Source organism: Floridaenema evergladense BLCC-F167 (assembly GCF_041929205.2).
Lineage (GTDB): Bacteria > Cyanobacteriota > Cyanobacteriia > Cyanobacteriales > Aerosakkonemataceae > Floridanema > Floridanema evergladense.
The window spans coordinates 3,433,870-3,451,219 of sequence record NZ_CM171625.1 but is presented as its reverse complement, the minus strand read 5'-3'; the positions used below and the strand labels follow the sequence as shown (position 1 = coordinate 3,451,219).

The window sequence follows — 17,350 nt, the reverse complement described above, 5'->3', positions numbered from 1 at the left end:
GCCGCAGAGTTCAGTAAACTAATTGAGCAATTCATCAACTATTACAGGAAGTTATAGAATCTTCAACTATATCAGATGAAACTAAAAATACTGAAAGGATTAATGATAGTGATACAGAAACAGAAGAAGCCTAATTTTAATAAGATGACTCGTCAAGAATTGAGATCTTATATTTTAATTCATCGAGGAGATGATGATGCGATCGAAGTTTTAATTAACCGCAGAAATTCCCATAGGAATAATTTTTCAAATTTGCTCTAATGCTGGTGTTTGTTCTCTGTGTTTGAAGTACCAATAGAGGTTTGCAACGGCTAAATTTGAAGCTTGTTGTAAGTTGGGTTGGGTGAGGGTTTTGTGTTGGGCGATCGCACTTTGCTGACTCACATATAATTCATATTGTCGCCGTAATTCTGGCTGCATCATCAATCTCATTTGGTCTAATAATGATTGATAATGAGATTTTTGTTTTAAGCTTTCATATAGTTGGATTTCTGGTGGGATTTCTAAAGCTGTGGTTGAGTTGGTGTCGGAAATTTGGGCAATTTCTGTAGGGTTGAATTCGGCACTTTCCAGCAGTTTTAGTTCTGATTCTGGTAAGGTGCGTAGCCAATCAATATGATTTTGCCAAGATTCTAATACGGCTAAGTCGTGATCGTGAATGCGGGTGATTTCTGGGAAGAGAAAATCTAATTCTTCTTCTGTTTCGCAGCTATCAATAACTTTTCGGGTATCTTGACGGATTTTAGTTTGGAGTTGGGAAAGGCGATCGCTAACTGCTGCTGGTTCATTTTGTAATTGGTAGGATAAGACTATGGTTTGATCGATCGCCCAAGCACACTCATATCTACGCAATTGTCCAGCCGCACAAGTTTCTGATAATAATTGCGGACTATTGTAAATTGATAATGCTTCACCTAAACTTTGCCGTACATTTGCCAATTCAAGTTTTCTATCGCTTAAATCTTGAAATGACATAGCCGTTCTCATTAACTTAGTTGCTTCTAAAAACTTCCCATAAGCTTTAATAAATTCCAATCGATGTTGTTGAAACATAATATCTTGGGCAACTTCATCGATTCGTTGAATAATTTCTTTTCCTTGGTCTTTCAAGGCTTTTTTGAGATCGATAAAACCGTCTTTTACTTCCAATCGCAATTGTTTTACATCTTCTCTCAGCTTCATTGTTTGCCACAAATTAACTGCTGATAACACAACTCCAGTAGCTACGCCAACACCGATCACAGATGTAGTTGCTTGTAAAACTCCTACACTAGCTTGAAGAGATTGTATACCAGCTTTCACAATATCAATTTCTGCATAAGTCTTTTGAAATCCCCTATGAACTTGAAACATTTGCAATCCACTTAATAAGGGTGAAACAGGATTGCCATTTATTACATTACCAATAATATCTTTACCCGCTCCGTTAATGATATTAATAAATGGAGAACGGTCATCCATTACAATAGCCTGAATTGCATTACCTGCAAACCTACCTGTTAATTTATCCCTGACTGTACCAATTAATTGACCTGTAGCATTATTACGTACAACCTCATAAACACCAGCGTCTATTAGAGCTTGAATTTCAGGAGTAAAAACAAACTGTAGCATATTACCTCATTCACATTGAAAGTTACAAATTTATTGATATTTAGACAAACTAAAATCATCGTCGAGGTGCTGGGGGAAGTAAGTTTGTTAACACAGTAACTACTTCAGCTATTACTGAGAGAGGCATTTTATCGGCAAATTCTGCACCTCTAGCTTGCCAATCTAAAGATTTAATTTGATCTGCCAGAATCACTCCCGATACTGCTAATCCTTCCGGGATTGTCACTTCACCAGGATAACCCTTTGCTCTGCTAGTAATTGGACAAATTAAAGCTAATCCAACCCGACGATTATACATAATTGGTGTTAGTACCAAAGCAGGACGGCGACCCGCTTGTTCGCGCCCCGCTTGCGGCGTGAAATTTGTCCATATAATATCCCCTTGTTCAGGGATGTATAAGTCAGAACTACCAGATTTCACGTCCTACAGGTTCCCCAAAGTCAATTTCACCATGCAGATTTTCCGGCGTGACTCCTTCGAGCATTTTGTTAAGTTCTTCAGCTTTTCTAGTCAAGATAGGAAGACTGGCAAGAATGCTCCATATCGCAGTCTGTTCAATAGATTCTTCGTTCAACTCGGCTAAGTAAGCCAATTTTTCATAAATCGATTCCTCAATGTCTAAGGTCAGCTTCTTGGTGTTCATCTTTCACCTGCCTTAATTATTCCCCTGCTTTTGAGGTTAACTCACATTGTCAAGAAAAATAACCGTATTTACCCTATGTTTATTTTCGGCTGAGACAGGGAATACTAATTATGGGAAATCTATTTGATTGTAAAGTTTATGGATACTAAACTGGTTGATTCTCAGGCTGTTGACTTGTTATCTAACATTACTGGACAGAAACTCAGTCAAGAAGATGTGACACCTTCCGTAATTTTCCTCGCAGCTTTAGTAACATTACTGCTAGGTGTAATATATGCTGATAGCCAGGTGACAGAAGAGGAAAAGCAAAAGTTATATAAAACGTTGAATAAATTTATTCCTGCTGAAGGTGGTGTGTGTGCATTAACTAAATTGATGGTTAAGGGAGTGAAGGAAAATTTAGATTATACTAAGTCTACTAACTTATTAAAATTAACAAGTTCTTTTTCTAAATCCCAAAAGCTTCTGTTACTCAGCTTTGGCTATGAAATGTCAGCCGCAGATGGAACAATTGAGGCGCGAGAAAAGCGTTATTTAGAAGTAATTGCTGATTGGTTAGGTGTTAAATCTGCTCATTTGGCAGTATTAGAAGCTGGTTTTAGTCGTCAGGGAAATGTGAATGTAGCAGCATTGTCAGAAATTAAATCTTTACTTGATCCGGCTCATTTTCGTGAGTTAGATACTATTTTCGTTAAGGCGGCTAATGATATTTTAGAATCTTTATCTCCCCAATCTGAAAATCAAAAGCCTCAACAGCAGGAAGTTACTAAAACTAATAGTAGTGAAGAAAAGACTGTTTCTGCACCATCTCAAACACCGCCAAGTCAACAAAATCAAACGACTTCTTATCAAGAGTTAGCCAAGTTTAATCAGCAGAAGCGGAAATTAGATAATCTTTGTGGTCAACTATATAATGTAATTCGGGATTGTTGCGATCGCAATCTCTTACCCCCAACTCTAACCACAGAAATAGAAAAAATCTCTCAAAAACTGCAATCTCAGCGTTTTAGATTAGCAGTAGTCGGAGAATTTAGCCAAGGTAAATCCACCTTATTAAATGCTTTATTGCGAGAAGAAATTCAACCTGTGAGAGCAATTCCTTGTAGCGGTACAATTACTGTTTTGAAATATGGAACGCAAAAGCGGGTTGTTTGTCGTTATAAAGATGGACGTGAAGAAGAAATTCCATTTGAGCAATATAAAGAAAAAGCAGCTATTCCGAAAAAAGCTGCTCAAGAACATCGCAATGATGAACATTTTTGTTCTGATATTGATGAAATTATTTTTGAGCATCCCGATTTAGATTTATGTCGAAATGGTGTAGAAATCCTTGATTCTCCGGGATTAAATGAACACCCTGCTCGGACTGCAATTACTCAAAAACTTCTCCAAGATACCGACGCAGCTATTTTCCTCACAAATGCTAGTCGTCTGCTTCCAGAAAAAGAAAAAGAATTGATTCAAGATGTCAGAAATCAATTAAATGGTGGTAAGGAAAATCAACCTGCGGAAAATCTTTTTGTGTTAGTTAATTTCATGGATTTATTGGAAGAGGAAGAAGATCGTCAAGATGTGAAACATCGGCTCGAAAGTTTTGTTAAAGATAATAGTTTACTAACTGCAAATGATAGCCGCATTCACTACATTTCGGCTAAAGCTACTCTGAAGTCAATTTTGCATAAAACTGAAGATGAACACTTAAAGAATTTCCAAAAGTTTACTCAATCTGTGGAAAATTTCCTAACAGTAGACAGGGGAAATCTGAAAATTAAGCAATCTGTAGAAGCGATTCAGTTAGTGATTCAAGAAAGCTTAACCACTTTACAACAAGCTGAAGCTGCGCTAGATGGAAAAATTAACCTTTCGGAAGCTGAAAGGCGCAAAATATTAGAACAAATTGGCGAATCTAGCGGTAGAGATGTAAAAATTCGGTTGCTGGCTGATAAACTATTAGATGAAGTCAGAGAACCAGTTGATAAATCTTGGAATCAATGGGTTAATTCTTTAGAGGATAGGTTAAGGAAAAAGTCTGACAAATGGACTTCGGAAAATTCGCCTATTTGGAGTAGAGACGCATTAGCTAGAGATTTTGCTAGTCAATTTAATGATGATTTAGCAGCAGAATTAGATATTTGGATTACGCATCAACTTCAAGCAAGGATTCTCAAGGAACCATTAGAAACGCTGGATAGTGATATCGATCAACATTTAACAACAATTCTATCTGGACTTCAATCATTAAATCGACAAATTAACTCTTCATCTCGAAATTTGGCTTATTTTAATGAAAAAATCGCAACAGGTGCTACCGCAGAAGAATGGTTTTTTAGTAGTTTAGGAGTAGCTGGATTAGCTGTAGCTTTGATTCCAGTGATAGTGCTTGCTGGGCCACTTATGACCATAATAGCTAGTGTCGGTGCTGTAGTTTCTGGAGGCGCTGGTTTAGGTATGATGTTTGTTGGAGTTACAAATATTATTAAGGGCAATGTTTTTGATTTTGGTTATCAGGAATTTCTCAAATCTAAACAAAATGTCTTTGAAAAGATCGAAAAGATGATTAATTCTGTATTTGAGCAAAGGGTGACAGAAGCATCAGATACTATTGCCAAGGTTATTACATATTATGAAACCTTGTTAGAGCAACAAGAAAAAGCCCACCAACAAAACTTACAAGAACGGGAATTAGACAAAATATCGATCGCCCAAAAACGCCAAGAACTTGAGCAAGTGCAAAAGGAAATTGCAGCACTGTTAACTCAAGCTACTGCTTAAATAATGAGGGAAAAGATCGATCGCAGTTTTACAAATAGCAAAGGAAAAACTACTTAAGAAAAAAGTCAAATCTTGTAATTTCAATTGACTTACTTCAGTTTTTGCTTTGCTTTCTCTATCCGCTGTAACTTTTGCTCACGAATCTGTTTTTCTAATCCCGCAATAACTTCCTCTAGTTGTAAACCAAACTCTTCCAATTCCAAGCGAGTTTGGCGCAAAGAACTAAGGAGACGTGCGCGTGTTTCTGGATTTGGAATGCGTGGTTGATTAGTCATGGCAGGTTCCATTCAAGTTTCACCTCTTGGATACTACGCTCCCAAGCAGGAATCCTCTGTTGGGTTTGGGCAATTCCCTGTGCTAGTAACTCTAATATATCAGCAGAGGCATTGGGTTGAGCTTCTCCAATCCGAAGTTGTAGCGCTGAGAGTTGAGAAAACCTGGATGTTGCTTGTTCTGCTACACTTTTCATCTCATCTAAGAATGGGAGAGTTTCATCTGTCTCTCCAAAACTTTCAAAGATAACAAACTCTGTTGCTGTAGCTTCATCAAGAATATCTATTAATTGTCGTTTCAGGTTTAATACTGTTTCCGTTGTTTCTCTAGGTAACTTTGCCATAATTGAATTGTTAAACTTTATTAGCCATTTTCCTTTGCGCTACATCACAAGTAATTCTCTAATATGGTAATTTTAGCATATCAACGAGTGTTGCAAGCTATGAAATTTAGTGATGTATTCGAGGCAATATGATACTCACAACCCTAAAATTAAACCTAAATACAGTTGATTTAACTGATGAACAATTCTATCAACTTTGCCAAAATAACCGCGAGTTGAATTTTGAACGCAATGCAAAAGGAGAATTAATTATTATGCCACCAGTTGGCGGAGAAAGTGGTAATCGAGAAGCTGATTTAATTATTGATTTAGGAAATTGGAATCGGCAAACTCAACTCGGTTACACTTTCAGTTCTTCTACTGTTTTTAAGTTACCAAATGGTGCTGACAGATCTCCTGATGCTGCTTGGATTAGGCGCGAACGTTGGGAAGCTTTGACACCAGAACAAAGGCGGAAATTTCCCCCTATTGCACCAGATTTTGTACTTGAATTAAGGTCAGCAACAGATAATTTGTCAACGTTGCAAGAGAAAATGTTGGAATATTTGGATGCTGGAGTAAAATTGGGTTGGTTGATTAATCCCCAACAGCAACAGGTGGAAATTTATCGTTTAGGACAAGCGGTAGAAGTGCGAAATTTACCAACTGAATTGTTAGGAGAAGATGTATTACCGGGATTTAGTTTGAGTTTAAATATTTATTGAAAGTGATATTAATTCTCTATAAAATTGCTTTTAATCATTGCCCCTCCCTGTGGACGGGGAGGGGTTTGGGGTGGGGTTAATTCGCTCTATAATCAACTATACGATCGCCCTTTCTCCCACTTTCCCTCACGCCTCATCCAACTGCAACTGACCATAATAACCAGTTACAATTCGACTCCCATCTTTCAAAATGTGAATTTCAATTTGGTCACTCGCCCAAGAAATTTTATCTTTTAAAGCTGGATTAAAAACGTGAACTTTTTGATTACTAGAAGCTACCGGACAATCAGGAGAATGCACAGCCAAATGTTGCACATAAGGGCCATCAATTAGTATATCTAATTGTTCCAGCAATTCATGAGCACCAGCGGGGGCATATTCCGATCGCAATTGTTCTAAAGTAAAACCAGTAAACGACATGACATTTAACCCTTCCGCCCGCACCTGTTTTGCTACACTAGCTAAAGCCGAAGCTTGCCAAAAAGGTTCCCCACCAGAAAAAGTTACGCCAGTATTTTTTGGATTACTTAAAATTCGGTGAACCAAACTATCAATAGATACTAAATCATTAATTTCAAAAGACCAAGAAGCCGGATTAAAACAACCCGGACATTCCCGCAAACATCCCTGTACCCAAATTACCGCACGACAGCCAGGGCCATTAACTTCTGATTCATCCACATAGCCCATAATATTTACATATCCTGGGGGAATTTCCAGAAGTTCCATGTATTGGTTAGCTTTTTGTTCTTTCATCACTGCTGCTCCTTATACTCGGAAGCTTAAGAAACTTCCTCTGTGTTAAATAGTGCCATTGAATTCTCAAATTTGGGCGAGTTTGTGATGAACTGAAACAATTTCCCCACAAAGTTAAAGAAGAATTAAGTTTGAAAATAGTTTGGCGGTTAAAACCGCAACTACACAAACAAAGTCCGTCGGCGCGGACTATTTAGAAATAACCATTTTTGAAACCTGCGGAGGCACGGTTTTAACCGCAGGGCGAGTTTATGAAAAATCGATCGATCGGGTTTGCTGATAAGTTCTCACTAATTTATTTACACATAGTTGAGGATTAGCTCTAGAAGAGTTCGCCTGCAATAATGTATGTCTAATTTGATTCAACAAATCCTCCATTGAAATTGAACTAGGTAAAATACTAGTTGCTACATCACCCAAAGTAGAAGCCCAAAAATCTAAGTGGTAAGCTGCTGTCTCTCCAGCAGAATTAGTTAAACCTTGGGAAGGATTTTCACTATTACTTATCCTTTCATTTTGAGGTTTTCCACCTTGTCTAACTAACACTATTGTCGGAGGTCTTTGGGCTACTTGACGTAAATCGCTTAACGCTTTTACTAAAGTTGAATTCGCTGTACTATTACCAAAATCAATTAATAGTAAATCTACGCTGTAATGTTGCGCTTGTTGTAAAACTTCTGCCCAAGATTGACCTGTTACAACTTTTAAACCAGCCGTTTGTAAATATTGAATTAAAGCTTGCAACCATTCTGTACGTTTTTTAGAATTACCTGCTGGCGATCGATTTTCCGACGGTTCATTAGTAAAACTCTTGCCTAAATCTGGCATCGTGGAAATATCAACCACCAAAATAGTAAATTTGCAGCTAATACCCGCAGCAACTTGAATTGCTTGTAGCAAAATATTAGCTTCCGGCAAAGCTCCATTAATGCCCAAACAAGGATACACTTGTAAAGTCGTATTCTCCTCTTTATTTCCTACTTGTAACGCAGCGTGGGTAGTTGCTTCATCCATCGTCACTAACGGGAGACTAGCTAAAGCTTGGTACTCAATTAATTGCTCTAAATAACTTTGCGGTTCGACGATTTTACCCTCTAATAAAACTACTTGAGGTTGCCAAATTCTTGCTAACAATTCTGCTTGCACTAAATCATCAGCTTCTAAGACTCGATAATTATGTTGATGTAATAAGTTACTCAAATCAGAATCAGAATTAGGGGGATAATTAGGACTGCGAATTCGCGATTCTAGATTTTTATCCCCCGCATTTAGGCGGAGAATTGTCAAGCTAATATTGCTTGATTGTTGTTGGGATTTGACTGGGTGAGTGATTTTTTCTAAACTTTGTTTCAGGCTATCTTGTTGCACTGGTAAAGATAAAAAGCCATCTGCACGTTTGCTATACGCATATTCTTTTTCTCCTCGGCTAGCAGTCACAACTACGGGTATATGTTGAGTTTGGGGAGATGCTTTTAATAAAGTTAAGACATCCCAACCAGAAAGCAAAGGTAATAGGGGATTTAAGAAAATAGCATAAGGCTGTAATCTGCGGGCTTTTTCTAATGCTTCAGTTCCCGATCGCGCAATTACCACTCGATAACCTAAACTAGAAAGTTGTTGGCTTAAATCTTCAATTAATCTGGGAATTGATTCCACCACTAAAACTAAACGAGAGGAAATACTGGTAATCGATAAGTTAGCTGTAGTGTTAATTCCAGTTGCATTAAAAGAGAACTTTTCACCCTTTCCTTCCGCTTCCATTTCCCAGTGACTATTGGGAGGACTAGGAGGTAATAATAATGTAAATTCACTCCCGCTTCCAGGTTTAGATGTAAAGCTAACATCTCCACCATGTAACCTGGCTAAACGTTGGGTTAAAACTAACCCTAATCCCGTTCCTTCAAACTGGCGAGTTAGGGGATTTTCCAATTGTTGAAACTTCTGAAAAATCAAGTGTTGTTTGTCTTCGGGAATGCCAATCCCTGTATCCCAAACTGTAAAAGCAATCCAACCTTCCCAGTAACTCACTCTTAAGCCAATTTGTCCGGTTACTTCGGTAAATTTTAAGGCGTTAGATAATAGGTGAACTAACATTTGTCGCAGACGCATTTCATCGGCAACTAAGCTATCTAATCTGGATTCAATTGTTAATGTAAATTTAGTTTCTGGTTCGTTAGAATTTATGTCGTCAGGATCGCCACTTTTTCTGCTTAAATGGATTTGGCGAGATTGCTGATAAGCCCGATCGCACACCGCCTGAATATCCACTGGTGCTAACATTAACTCTAGCTGTCCCGTTTCCATCCGAGTCAGGTCTAAAATATCATTAACAATAGTCATTAAATGACGACCGCTTTGATGAATTAATCTGGTATAACGGGCTTGGCGATCGTTCAATTCTCCTAATACTTGATCCTTCAACAAACTCGACAAACCTAAAATCGCCGTTAACGGTGTTTTTAGTTCGTGACTAATACAAGCTAAAAACTCATCCTTCAACCGATTTAATTGCATTAAATCCGCATTTTTAGCCGCCAACTCCTTAGCTACTTGGTGCGACTCAGTAACATCCTGCGCCAACACTAACCACAAATCATTATGTGACAAACTTTTCTGTGCTGCTGAAGTCGTATTATCCTCTGTTTCCCCCAATATATTCCGCGAAATTAAGTTAGCTAATCGAAACTCATTTGCCTGCGAAAAATCTATTGATAAATTTGCTTCCCTCAGCGACAACTCTGTATCAGCTAACACATTACCCAAAGGTATTTTCACAAACTGCCAAACTCTTTCTGTCCCATTTTGCATCGGACAAACACAAGTGCAGCTATCAGGATTATTCCCTAACTCGCACAATTTAGGCAAAGAAACAGGTGCAGCAAATCTTTCCTGTTCGTTATCATACCAATTATTGGCTTTTTCCGGGCAATAATGAAATTCCCTTGGCAATTTTCCTTGTTCTTCCGAAGGCAAAAACTCTAATAATTCGGCAATCTCTTGTCGCAACCAATCAGCATCTTGCAAGGAATCAAAATATTGTCGCCAAGCCAAATTTTGTTTGACTGATTGCCCTTTTCCAGTTTGCAACATTAAAGGCAGAGGTAATCTTTCCAAAAGTTGCATTAGAGAATTTAATGCTGCTACTTCGTCAGGTAAATTTCGCTGATTTGTCAGTGCTACTTTAGCTAAATTAAGTGAGTCCTGATTTAATTGCAAATCTGATAAATTAGTTGCAATAAATTCTAACAAAGTTTTTATATCCAACAATCCCAAAAATTTACCAGCCAAATTAACTAAACCCAAATCTTGAGTTTTTTCTAAGCGGGAAATTTCATTTTGCAGATAGGGCCAAAATTCCCGCAAACTAAATTCAGCAGGTAAAGTAATCAACGGGGTGATGACTGATAAATCTAATTCTGATAAAGGCTGGAGTAAACTTGATTTGCTTGCTGTTCTGTGAGAACGAGAGGAAGCAGTTTTTCCTTGAGTCTCCGGTTTTGCAGTTGTTGACGAAACAGAAGAGGATTTCTTTGCTTTTCTTTCTCGCAGGTAAGGCAGTAGACTATACAGATGTAATACTCCTAAAGGAGTATCTTCTTCACTTATTACCACAATGCGATCGCACTCGTTCTGCTGGAAAATATCCAGTATCGTCCCCAAAACAGTCTTCTGGGTACAACTGGGAACCAATGCGATAAATTCTTTGACACAGGGGCTTGGCATAGCGTAAGCTTTCTCGCTGACCGGGTAAAACAGCTGAAATTGCCTCCCTCACTGAAAATTCTCTGGTTCGTTTCTCTCTTCCCGACTTAATGGCTACAGCGAGGGTAGGCACTGCCTCTAATTTAGAATCGAAGCAAAACTGTAGCAGGGGCAAAGCGAATCAGTATAGTTAAGCACGTTTTTATTGAGCCTATATCAATTATGACCCCAGCTTTAAAATTACTTATGTCTGGGCAATTACAATTAATGACAATTCAATAAATGTTAGCTTAATGTTAAAGATTGTGTTGATTTATTCACGCAAGCGCCATCCTGAATTCAGGTCGGCATTATACAACAATTTTACCTTTATAGCGCAAAACAAGAGTGCGATTGTCACTTACTATCTGTACATTACTGTATTCCGAAACTCTAGCTCGATCGCTCCAAGAATATTTGAGCGACGAACGGTATATGCTGAGTCAACATCGATTGCCAACAGAGTTTTTACAATTTGTAGAGCAGGAAAAGCAAGTCTTAGACTGCCTGATTCTGGAGGATACCCCAGATTTACTCTCATTGGTTAATCAGTTATACTCTCAGGGAACTCTCCTCCCATTGGTCGTCTTAAAATCAGATTCCCCAGCCACAGAGAATAGTTCCCTTGCCCAGAAAAGCGATGAAAACCAAGATGCTACCCCCGCGCCAAAAACCCCTGGCAAAGAGCTAACATCAAGAGAAGGGAGCTTTTTTTATTACAATGCTGCTGTCCTGGTTTACCATAGCCAACTTAACCACATAAAACATTATATTGACGAAGCGATCGCTAACTTCCTCAAGCTCTCTTCAGTAGCCCCTTGGCGGGAAACTAACTCCGACATTGATACCATCCCAGAGGAAGAAAATCTTCTGCTTCAGCAGCAACGCCGACTAGCTGAAAAACTGAAGGAACGATTAGGATACTTAGGTGTGTATTACAAGCGAAACTCCCAAAACTTTTTCCGCAACCTTCCTTCAGCAGAAAGACAAGAGTTTATCGATAACTTAAAAGCTGCATATCGGCAAATCGTTTTAGAATACTTTGTCAGCAATAGCAATCTTAATCAAAAAATAGATGAATTCGTAAATGTAGCCTTTTTTGCAGATATTTCCGTTACTTATATCGTAGAGATTCACATGGAATTAATGGATGAAATTTCTAAACAACTAAAACTGGAAGGGCGCGGTGATGAAATTCTCCTAGATTACCGCCTCACCTTAATCGATGTTATCGCTCATCTTTGTGAAATGTATCGTCGATCGTTACCAAAAGACTCTTGAAAACCAACTTGTTTAAGTTTAGTCTATACCTCGTATCATTTTAAGCAAAACTCGTCATGAATCCGCTCAAAAAAACCTACGTTCTCAAACTTTATGTGGCTGGAAATACCCCAAACTCAGTCAGAGCTTTAAAAACACTAAAGAACATTCTTGAAGAAGAATTTCAAGGTGTCTACGCCCTGAAAGTTATTGATGTATTAAAAAATCCTCAACTAGCAGAAGAAGATAAAATTTTAGCCACTCCCACCCTTGCTAAAATCCTGCCTCCACCAGTACGGAAAATTATCGGCGACTTGTCCGATCGAGAAAAAGTATTAATTGGGTTAGATTTACTTTATGAAGAACTGCGAGAAGAAGAACAACTAGAACTATAGAGTTCTCTATACCATTTTATGGTAAGCTATAATACCGCCCTTGGTTTATAGTAAAATATTTTATCTCTTACGAGCCAAACAATGAGTAAAAGTAGTCAAAATAAACAACCGAATCGAATCAAAATAGGAGTCGAAAAAATTCGTACCCTCATCGAGGGATTTGATGACATTAGTCACGGAGGTTTACCAGTCGGTAGAACCACATTAGTTAGCGGTACATCGGGAACTGGCAAAACCTTACTCGCAATTCAATTTCTTTATCATGGCATCATTAATTTCGATGAAGCAGGCGTATTTGTCACCTTTGAAGAATCCCCAACAGATATTATCAAAAATGCCTCCAGCTTTGGTTGGGATTTACAACAATTAATAGACGACGGCAAACTATTTATATTAGACGCTTCTCCCGACCCAGAAGGACAAGATGTAGTCGGCAGTTTTGACCTTTCCGCCCTAATTGAAAGACTACAATATGCCATTCGTAAATATAAAGCTAGAAGAGTTTCTATTGATTCCGTAACCGCCGTATTTCAACAATATGATGCCGCCTCTGTAGTCCGCCGAGAAATCTTTCGCCTAGTCGCCAGATTAAAGCAAGTAGGTGTTACTACAATCATGACCACAGAACGCGAACAAGAATATGGTCCAGTAGCGCGTTTTGGAGTAGAAGAATTCGTTTCCGATAACGTAGTAATTGTTCGCAACGTATTAGAAGGAGAACGCCGTCGCCGCACAATTGAAATTTTAAAATTGCGCGGTACTACTCACATGAAAGGCGAATATCCCTTCACAATTACAGGCGAAGGAATTAACATCTTCCCATTAGGAGCAATGCGCCTAACTCAACGTTCATCTAATGCCAGAGTATCTTCCGGCGTGAAAACATTAGACGAAATGTGTGGAGGCGGTTTCTTCAAAGATTCAATTATCCTCGCAACCGGAGCTACAGGTACAGGTAAAACCCTCCTAGTTAGTAAATTTTTACAAGACGCTTGTATGCGTGGCGAAAGAGCAATTCTTTTCGCTTATGAAGAATCTCGCGCCCAACTTTCCCGCAACGCCTATTCTTGGGGAATTGATTTTGAAGATTTAGAACAAAAAGGTTTATTAAAAATCATTTGTGCTTACCCAGAATCAGCCGGATTAGAAGACCATTTACAAATTATCAAATTAGAAATCGCTCAATTTAAACCTTCCAGAATTGCCATTGATTCCTTATCAGCTTTAGCTAGAGGAGTTAGTAACAACGCCTTTCGGCAATTTGTAATTGGTGTAACTGGATTTGCCAAACAAGAAGAAATAACAGGCTTTTTCACCAACACCACCGATCAATTTATGGGTTCACATTCCATTACAGATTCCCATATTTCCACCATTACAGACACCATTTTAATGCTGCAATATGTAGAAATTCGCGGCGAAATGTCCCGTGCAATTAACGTCTTTAAAATGCGCGGTTCCTGGCATGACAAAGGCATTCGAGAATATACTATCAGTGAAAAAGGCCCAGAAATTAAAGATACTTTCCGCAACTTTGAAAGAATTATTAGTGGTTCACCTTCTCGAATTAGCGTTGATGAAAAAAGCGAACTTTCTCGGATTCTCAAAGGAGTGCAAGGTAAAACAAGTACGGATACAGAAACTTAATGGGAGCCTAAAACATGAAACACAACATATACGACCTAATAGGCAAAGCTTGTATGACCCCCGAAGAAGGTCAGAAGGTGTACAATCTAATTTATCCTGAACTGATGGCAAATCGTCCTGTAGAGCTTGACTTTGCTGGCGTAGATATTTTTGCATCTCCTTTCTTCAACTTTGCTATTGGACAGTTACTTAAGGATATTTCCTCAGATACCTTAAATCGTCTGCTAAAATTTTCTCACCTTAATGCGATCGGTAAACAAGTACTCCAGCGAGTTATGGAAAATTCCCAGCAGTATTACTCAAATGAAAAGATTCGCAAAGCAATAGACGAAGTTGTTAGCGAACTGGCAAATAGTCTCTAATGGCAGTCAACTATATAGTTCAAGCTGAAGTCGTTAATATTCAGTCTGACCAACCAAAGAAGGATGATATTTTTTTAGTGGATACAAATGTTTGGTATTGGTTGACTTATACCAAAGCTAGTACTTCAGCAAACTACTATCAAATTACAGACTATCCCACTTATATAGCAAAAGCTCTCGCGGCTCAATCACTGCTTTTATACTGTGGTCTTTCTTTATCTGAGTTAGCCCATAATATAGAGCAAACAGAAAAACAAATCTTTTCTTCTACCTTAAAACCAAAGGAATACCGTCATAATTATCCAGCAGAAAGAGCTAATATGGTAGCTGAAATTCAAGCAGCTTGGAGTCAGGTTATATCTATAGCTGTCTCCACTGATATAACAGTTGATGAAGCTATTACAAACAATGCCTTAACTAGATTTTCCACTCAACCGCTTGATGGCTACGATTTGCTCATTTTAGAAGCAATGGATAAAGCAGGAATCGTTCAAATAATCACAGATGATGGTGATTATGTAACCGTTCCTGGTATTAGGGTTTTTACTGCGAATCGGAATGTGCTTACAGCAGCAGGAACCCAAAGTAAGCTTTTAATTCGCTAACTGAAGGTGCGATCGATAAATGGCGAAAAGAAAGATTTCCATAGAAGATAGTGATGATTGAAAGCATTATTGTTTCGCAGGTAAAATATATAATCCAGATTCAGCATTAGCGTCAGGTAAAATTTCCTTACTGCTTTTAACATTTAGACTTTCACATAAAGCGGCAAAATTCTGTAAACTGTCTAATCTTGCTGAAAGTTCGCTGAGAGTATCTAAATATTCAGCTACAGCTATTTGGCGATGTGTCCAAACTTCATCAAATTTAGAAGAACTATAGGACATTTCCAACTCTACATCAACATTGGTTTTTTTGCGGCGAATTTGTTCAGGAGATAAGGCGCGATCGCTTGAATAAATCTCGGTAATTCTTTCTACCCTTTCGGAAGTAATATATTTATTAAATCGAGAATGGGTAAACCGATAAGCCGTTGATAAATAAGAGTTTTCTTCATTGATTAATTCTGTTCCCCATTGTTGGGCGACTTGTTGAAACTTGGGTACTTCCACAGCTAGTAATTCTTTTGCTTCTTGATGTTGACCAATTTCTAGAAGCAGATTTACTTCTGTGGCTGTTGCTACCGCCCAACCTTGAATAGAAACATCACTATTAAGCATAATTTCTGCATCTAATTCTGGAGTAGATTGCATGGCTTGATTAGATAAAAATAATCGAACTCTGGAAGCAACTTTTAAAGATTCTCTCACTGATTCATTGGGAAAGCGTTTGCGATCGTCAAGTTCAGCAGTTAAAGCAGCAATTTCTTGAATTAACATTGCTTGATGCAGATGAGAAATCGCTTTAGCAAGGCTTTGTTGTTTTTGGCGGCTATCTTCTACTAATAAATAAAGATAAGCGAGTTGTCCTGAGATAGTATCTAAGCGATTTTCAACTCGATTTAACCCCGCTTCAACTCGGTTAAATCCTTCTTCCATCGACTGTTGAAGAACGCCTAAAGATTTTTGAATTTGGTGCAATTTATAGCCCATATAGGCGAAGCCAGCAATATTGACACCGAGATTTAAAACACTCGCACCCGCAGCAATTTGAGTTAATCCCATGACTGAGGATAAGGTTTGTTCAATGCCAATTAATTTATGATAAGTCATTCCATGACCGATAATATCAATTCCTCCTAAGATGGGAGAAAATGGAAGGGTCGTTATTTTATCAGTTAAACCAGGAGTTTCAGCTAGATGGCGGATAATTTGACCTGCATTTTCTGTACCCGGAGCCCAGCGAATTACGCTTCCGTATCGTTTCATTGAGCCATCTAATAAACCTTTAATAATTTCTGGACAGTTAACTAAAAGAGTGGTATCAATCAGCATTTTAATTACTCCTTTTTAACGATTATAAACTCCGATATTTTCGTATGCTTCCATTTGCAATCTAGAAGATATTTTAAGATCAACTGCTAAATCAGCTAACTTACGGAAAGCATCATATCTATCTAGTTGATTGACATTGGATCTGAATCTTTCATCAGCTTGATTTAGCTCGATATAGACTAGATAAATATCATATTCTGATTCTTTTCCTTTTGAGACTGCATAGCGATCGATATTAGCTACTCTTTGAGAGAATTCATTTTCAGATCCTAACCACAAATATTTAGTGATTTCATAAAGTGATTCCCCATCCTTAAAATCAATGCGTCCTTTTGCTGCTAGCGATTCAACAAAATCTGTTTGTGAAGCAGAAACTACTAAAACTAAAAACTGTTTATTAATTATTTGAATTGAAGAGTTTTGAACTGTAGAAGCGCCAGAAGCCAAATAATTAGAATTATCTTTTACTGAATCTTCTCTATAAGTTGTTTGTTGTCTTTTTTGTTGATTGAGTTTATAAATAAAATAACCAATTGCCGTAACACAGAAAGCAATAATTATAATAAATCTCACGTTTTCATTCCTCCCTTTTATTAGATTAAAAACTGCCAAACTATATAATTGACTTATTTTACGATTTCCTTTAAACCATCCAAGCAAATCTTTTTCTTCTTCCTGTTTTTGTTCCCATTCTTGATAAATATAATTTGTTAATTCCGTGATTTCATGCTGACGATAACCTCTTAGAATATAGTCAGCCACATCTTTGTTTATATCAAGCTCTTCGCACCAAATCCTAGTAGAGTAAGACAAATATAAATCAAGAGAATTACTACCTTGTAATTCTCTTCGTACTCGTTCAGTTACTCGGTTTAATTGTTCAGCAAACATATAAAATCTTAATC

Annotated in this window: 18 protein-coding genes; 8 read left to right on the top strand and 10 right to left on the bottom strand. The window is 37.9% G+C overall.

Annotated elements, in window-relative coordinates:
* Nucleotides 1–144 precede the first annotated feature (144 nt).
* Nucleotides 145–261, top strand: a complete 117-nt coding sequence (locus ACE1CA_RS16730; protein ID WP_486517412.1) for a DUF6887 family protein — start codon at nt 145–147, stop codon at nt 259–261.
* Here the strand turns inward: ACE1CA_RS16730 and ACE1CA_RS16725 are convergent.
* Genes ACE1CA_RS16725 through ACE1CA_RS16715 form a run of 3 tightly spaced genes read right to left on the bottom strand, consistent with a single transcriptional unit; the run spans nt 247 to nt 2,258 of the window.
* Nucleotides 247–1,614 carry a hypothetical protein gene (locus tag ACE1CA_RS16725; protein ID WP_413281539.1) on the bottom strand — a complete coding sequence of 456 codons (1,368 nt, stop codon included), beginning with the start codon at nt 1,612–1,614 and terminating at the stop codon, nt 247–249. The genes ACE1CA_RS16730 and ACE1CA_RS16725 overlap by 15 nt on opposite strands.
* A 55-nt stretch (nt 1,615–1,669) precedes the next feature.
* Nucleotides 1,670–2,035 carry an endoribonuclease MazF gene (gene mazF / locus ACE1CA_RS16720; protein WP_413281540.1) on the bottom strand — a complete coding sequence of 122 codons (366 nt, stop codon included), beginning with the start codon at nt 2,033–2,035 and terminating at the stop codon, nt 1,670–1,672.
* On the bottom strand, nt 2,022–2,258 hold the full coding sequence (locus ACE1CA_RS16715; protein ID WP_413281541.1) for an AbrB/MazE/SpoVT family DNA-binding domain-containing protein: 237 nt from the start codon (nt 2,256–2,258) through the stop codon (nt 2,022–2,024). The genes mazF and ACE1CA_RS16715 overlap by 14 nt, the downstream gene beginning before the upstream one ends.
* A gap of 138 nt (nt 2,259–2,396) precedes the next feature.
* Here ACE1CA_RS16715 and ACE1CA_RS16710 point away from each other — a divergent pair, with 138 nt between their 5' ends.
* Nucleotides 2,397–5,030 (top strand): dynamin family protein, encoded by a 2,634-nt coding sequence (locus tag ACE1CA_RS16710; RefSeq protein WP_413281542.1) that lies wholly within the window; start codon nt 2,397–2,399, stop codon nt 5,028–5,030.
* An 89-nt stretch (nt 5,031–5,119) separates the two neighbouring features.
* Here ACE1CA_RS16710 and ACE1CA_RS16705 read toward each other — a convergent pair whose 3' ends face one another.
* Nucleotides 5,120–5,305 carry a hypothetical protein gene (locus ACE1CA_RS16705; protein ID WP_413281543.1) on the bottom strand — a complete coding sequence of 62 codons (186 nt, stop codon included), beginning with the start codon at nt 5,303–5,305 and terminating at the stop codon, nt 5,120–5,122.
* Nucleotides 5,302–5,646, bottom strand: a complete 345-nt coding sequence (locus tag ACE1CA_RS16700) for a hypothetical protein (protein WP_413266650.1) — start codon at nt 5,644–5,646, stop codon at nt 5,302–5,304. The genes ACE1CA_RS16705 and ACE1CA_RS16700 overlap by 4 nt, the downstream gene beginning before the upstream one ends.
* Nucleotides 5,647–5,774: 128 nt before the next feature.
* On the opposite strand from ACE1CA_RS16700, the gene ACE1CA_RS16695 reads away from it, so the two are divergent.
* Complete coding sequence (locus ACE1CA_RS16695; RefSeq protein ID WP_413281544.1) at nt 5,775–6,350, top strand: Uma2 family endonuclease; 576 nt, start codon at nt 5,775–5,777, stop codon at nt 6,348–6,350.
* A gap of 126 nt (nt 6,351–6,476) precedes the next feature.
* Here the strand turns inward: ACE1CA_RS16695 and ACE1CA_RS16690 are convergent, their stop codons facing one another.
* The 3 genes from ACE1CA_RS16690 to ACE1CA_RS16680 all read right to left on the bottom strand — a co-directional run bounded on the left by ACE1CA_RS16690 (nt 6,477) and on the right by ACE1CA_RS16680 (nt 10,941).
* The gene (locus ACE1CA_RS16690) at nt 6,477–7,106 is read right to left on the bottom strand and encodes a 4Fe-4S single cluster domain-containing protein (RefSeq protein WP_413281545.1); all 630 of its coding nucleotides are present in this window, start codon (nt 7,104–7,106) and stop codon (nt 6,477–6,479) included.
* Between the two features lie 249 nt (nt 7,107–7,355).
* Complete coding sequence (locus ACE1CA_RS16685) at nt 7,356–10,766, bottom strand: ATP-binding response regulator (protein ID WP_413281546.1); 3,411 nt, start codon at nt 10,764–10,766, stop codon at nt 7,356–7,358.
* Nucleotides 10,705–10,941: a hypothetical protein gene (locus ACE1CA_RS16680; RefSeq protein WP_413281547.1), complete on the bottom strand. Its 237-nt coding sequence runs from the start codon at nt 10,939–10,941 to the stop codon at nt 10,705–10,707. The genes ACE1CA_RS16685 and ACE1CA_RS16680 overlap by 62 nt, the downstream gene beginning before the upstream one ends.
* Nucleotides 10,942–11,195: 254 nt before the next feature.
* Between ACE1CA_RS16680 and ACE1CA_RS16675 the strand changes: the two genes are divergently transcribed.
* From ACE1CA_RS16675 to ACE1CA_RS16655, 5 genes are all read left to right on the top strand, one after another.
* On the top strand, nt 11,196–12,128 hold the full coding sequence (locus ACE1CA_RS16675; RefSeq protein ID WP_413281548.1) for a circadian clock protein KaiA: 933 nt from the start codon (nt 11,196–11,198) through the stop codon (nt 12,126–12,128).
* 56 nt (nt 12,129–12,184) lie between these two features.
* Nucleotides 12,185–12,502 carry a circadian clock protein KaiB gene (gene kaiB, locus ACE1CA_RS16670; protein WP_073594531.1) on the top strand — a complete coding sequence of 106 codons (318 nt, stop codon included), beginning with the start codon at nt 12,185–12,187 and terminating at the stop codon, nt 12,500–12,502.
* An 81-nt stretch (nt 12,503–12,583) separates the two neighbouring features.
* Nucleotides 12,584–14,149, top strand: coding sequence for a circadian clock protein KaiC (gene kaiC, locus ACE1CA_RS16665; protein WP_413281549.1), 1,566 nt, complete (start codon nt 12,584–12,586; stop codon nt 14,147–14,149).
* 14 nt (nt 14,150–14,163) lie between these two features.
* Entirely contained in the window at nt 14,164–14,511 is a 348-nt protein-coding gene (locus ACE1CA_RS16660; RefSeq protein ID WP_413281550.1) for an STAS-like domain-containing protein, read from the top strand.
* Nucleotides 14,511–15,116, top strand: a complete 606-nt coding sequence (locus ACE1CA_RS16655; RefSeq protein ID WP_413281551.1) for a hypothetical protein — start codon at nt 14,511–14,513, stop codon at nt 15,114–15,116. The genes ACE1CA_RS16660 and ACE1CA_RS16655 overlap by 1 nt, the downstream gene beginning before the upstream one ends.
* 66 nt (nt 15,117–15,182) lie before the next feature.
* Here the strand turns inward: ACE1CA_RS16655 and ACE1CA_RS16650 are convergent, their stop codons facing one another.
* Nucleotides 15,183–16,445, bottom strand: coding sequence for a hypothetical protein (locus ACE1CA_RS16650; protein WP_413281552.1), 1,263 nt, complete (start codon nt 16,443–16,445; stop codon nt 15,183–15,185).
* 15 nt (nt 16,446–16,460) lie between these two features.
* The gene (locus ACE1CA_RS16645; RefSeq protein ID WP_413281553.1) at nt 16,461–17,336 is read right to left on the bottom strand and encodes a hypothetical protein; all 876 of its coding nucleotides are present in this window, start codon (nt 17,334–17,336) and stop codon (nt 16,461–16,463) included.
* Nucleotides 17,337–17,350: the final 14 nt, after the last annotated feature.

Bases quoted from the DNA above. Each gene is read 5' to 3' on its own strand.
- ACE1CA_RS16705 (WP_413281543.1), bottom strand. From the start codon at position 5,305: ATGACTAATCAACCACGCATTCCAAATCCAGAAACACGCGCACGTCTC.
- kaiB (WP_073594531.1), top strand. From the start codon at position 12,185: ATGAATCCGCTCAAAAAAACCTACGTTCTCAAACTTTATGTGGCTGGA.
- ACE1CA_RS16725 (WP_413281539.1), bottom strand. From the start codon at position 1,614: ATGCTACAGTTTGTTTTTACTCCTGAAATTCAAGCTCTAATAGACGCT.
- ACE1CA_RS16730 (WP_486517412.1), top strand. From the start codon at position 145: ATGACTCGTCAAGAATTGAGATCTTATATTTTAATTCATCGAGGAGAT.
- ACE1CA_RS16690 (WP_413281545.1), bottom strand. From the start codon at position 7,106: ATGAAAGAACAAAAAGCTAACCAATACATGGAACTTCTGGAAATTCCC.
- ACE1CA_RS16660 (WP_413281550.1), top strand. From the start codon at position 14,164: ATGAAACACAACATATACGACCTAATAGGCAAAGCTTGTATGACCCCC.
- ACE1CA_RS16695 (WP_413281544.1), top strand. From the start codon at position 5,775: ATGATACTCACAACCCTAAAATTAAACCTAAATACAGTTGATTTAACT.
- ACE1CA_RS16710 (WP_413281542.1), top strand. From the start codon at position 2,397: ATGGATACTAAACTGGTTGATTCTCAGGCTGTTGACTTGTTATCTAAC.
- ACE1CA_RS16715 (WP_413281541.1), bottom strand. From the start codon at position 2,258: ATGAACACCAAGAAGCTGACCTTAGACATTGAGGAATCGATTTATGAA.
- ACE1CA_RS16655 (WP_413281551.1), top strand. From the start codon at position 14,511: ATGGCAGTCAACTATATAGTTCAAGCTGAAGTCGTTAATATTCAGTCT.
- ACE1CA_RS16645 (WP_413281553.1), bottom strand. From the start codon at position 17,336: ATGTTTGCTGAACAATTAAACCGAGTAACTGAACGAGTACGAAGAGAA.
- kaiC (WP_413281549.1), top strand. From the start codon at position 12,584: ATGAGTAAAAGTAGTCAAAATAAACAACCGAATCGAATCAAAATAGGA.
- ACE1CA_RS16700 (WP_413266650.1), bottom strand. From the start codon at position 5,646: ATGGCAAAGTTACCTAGAGAAACAACGGAAACAGTATTAAACCTGAAA.
- ACE1CA_RS16650 (WP_413281552.1), bottom strand. From the start codon at position 16,445: ATGCTGATTGATACCACTCTTTTAGTTAACTGTCCAGAAATTATTAAA.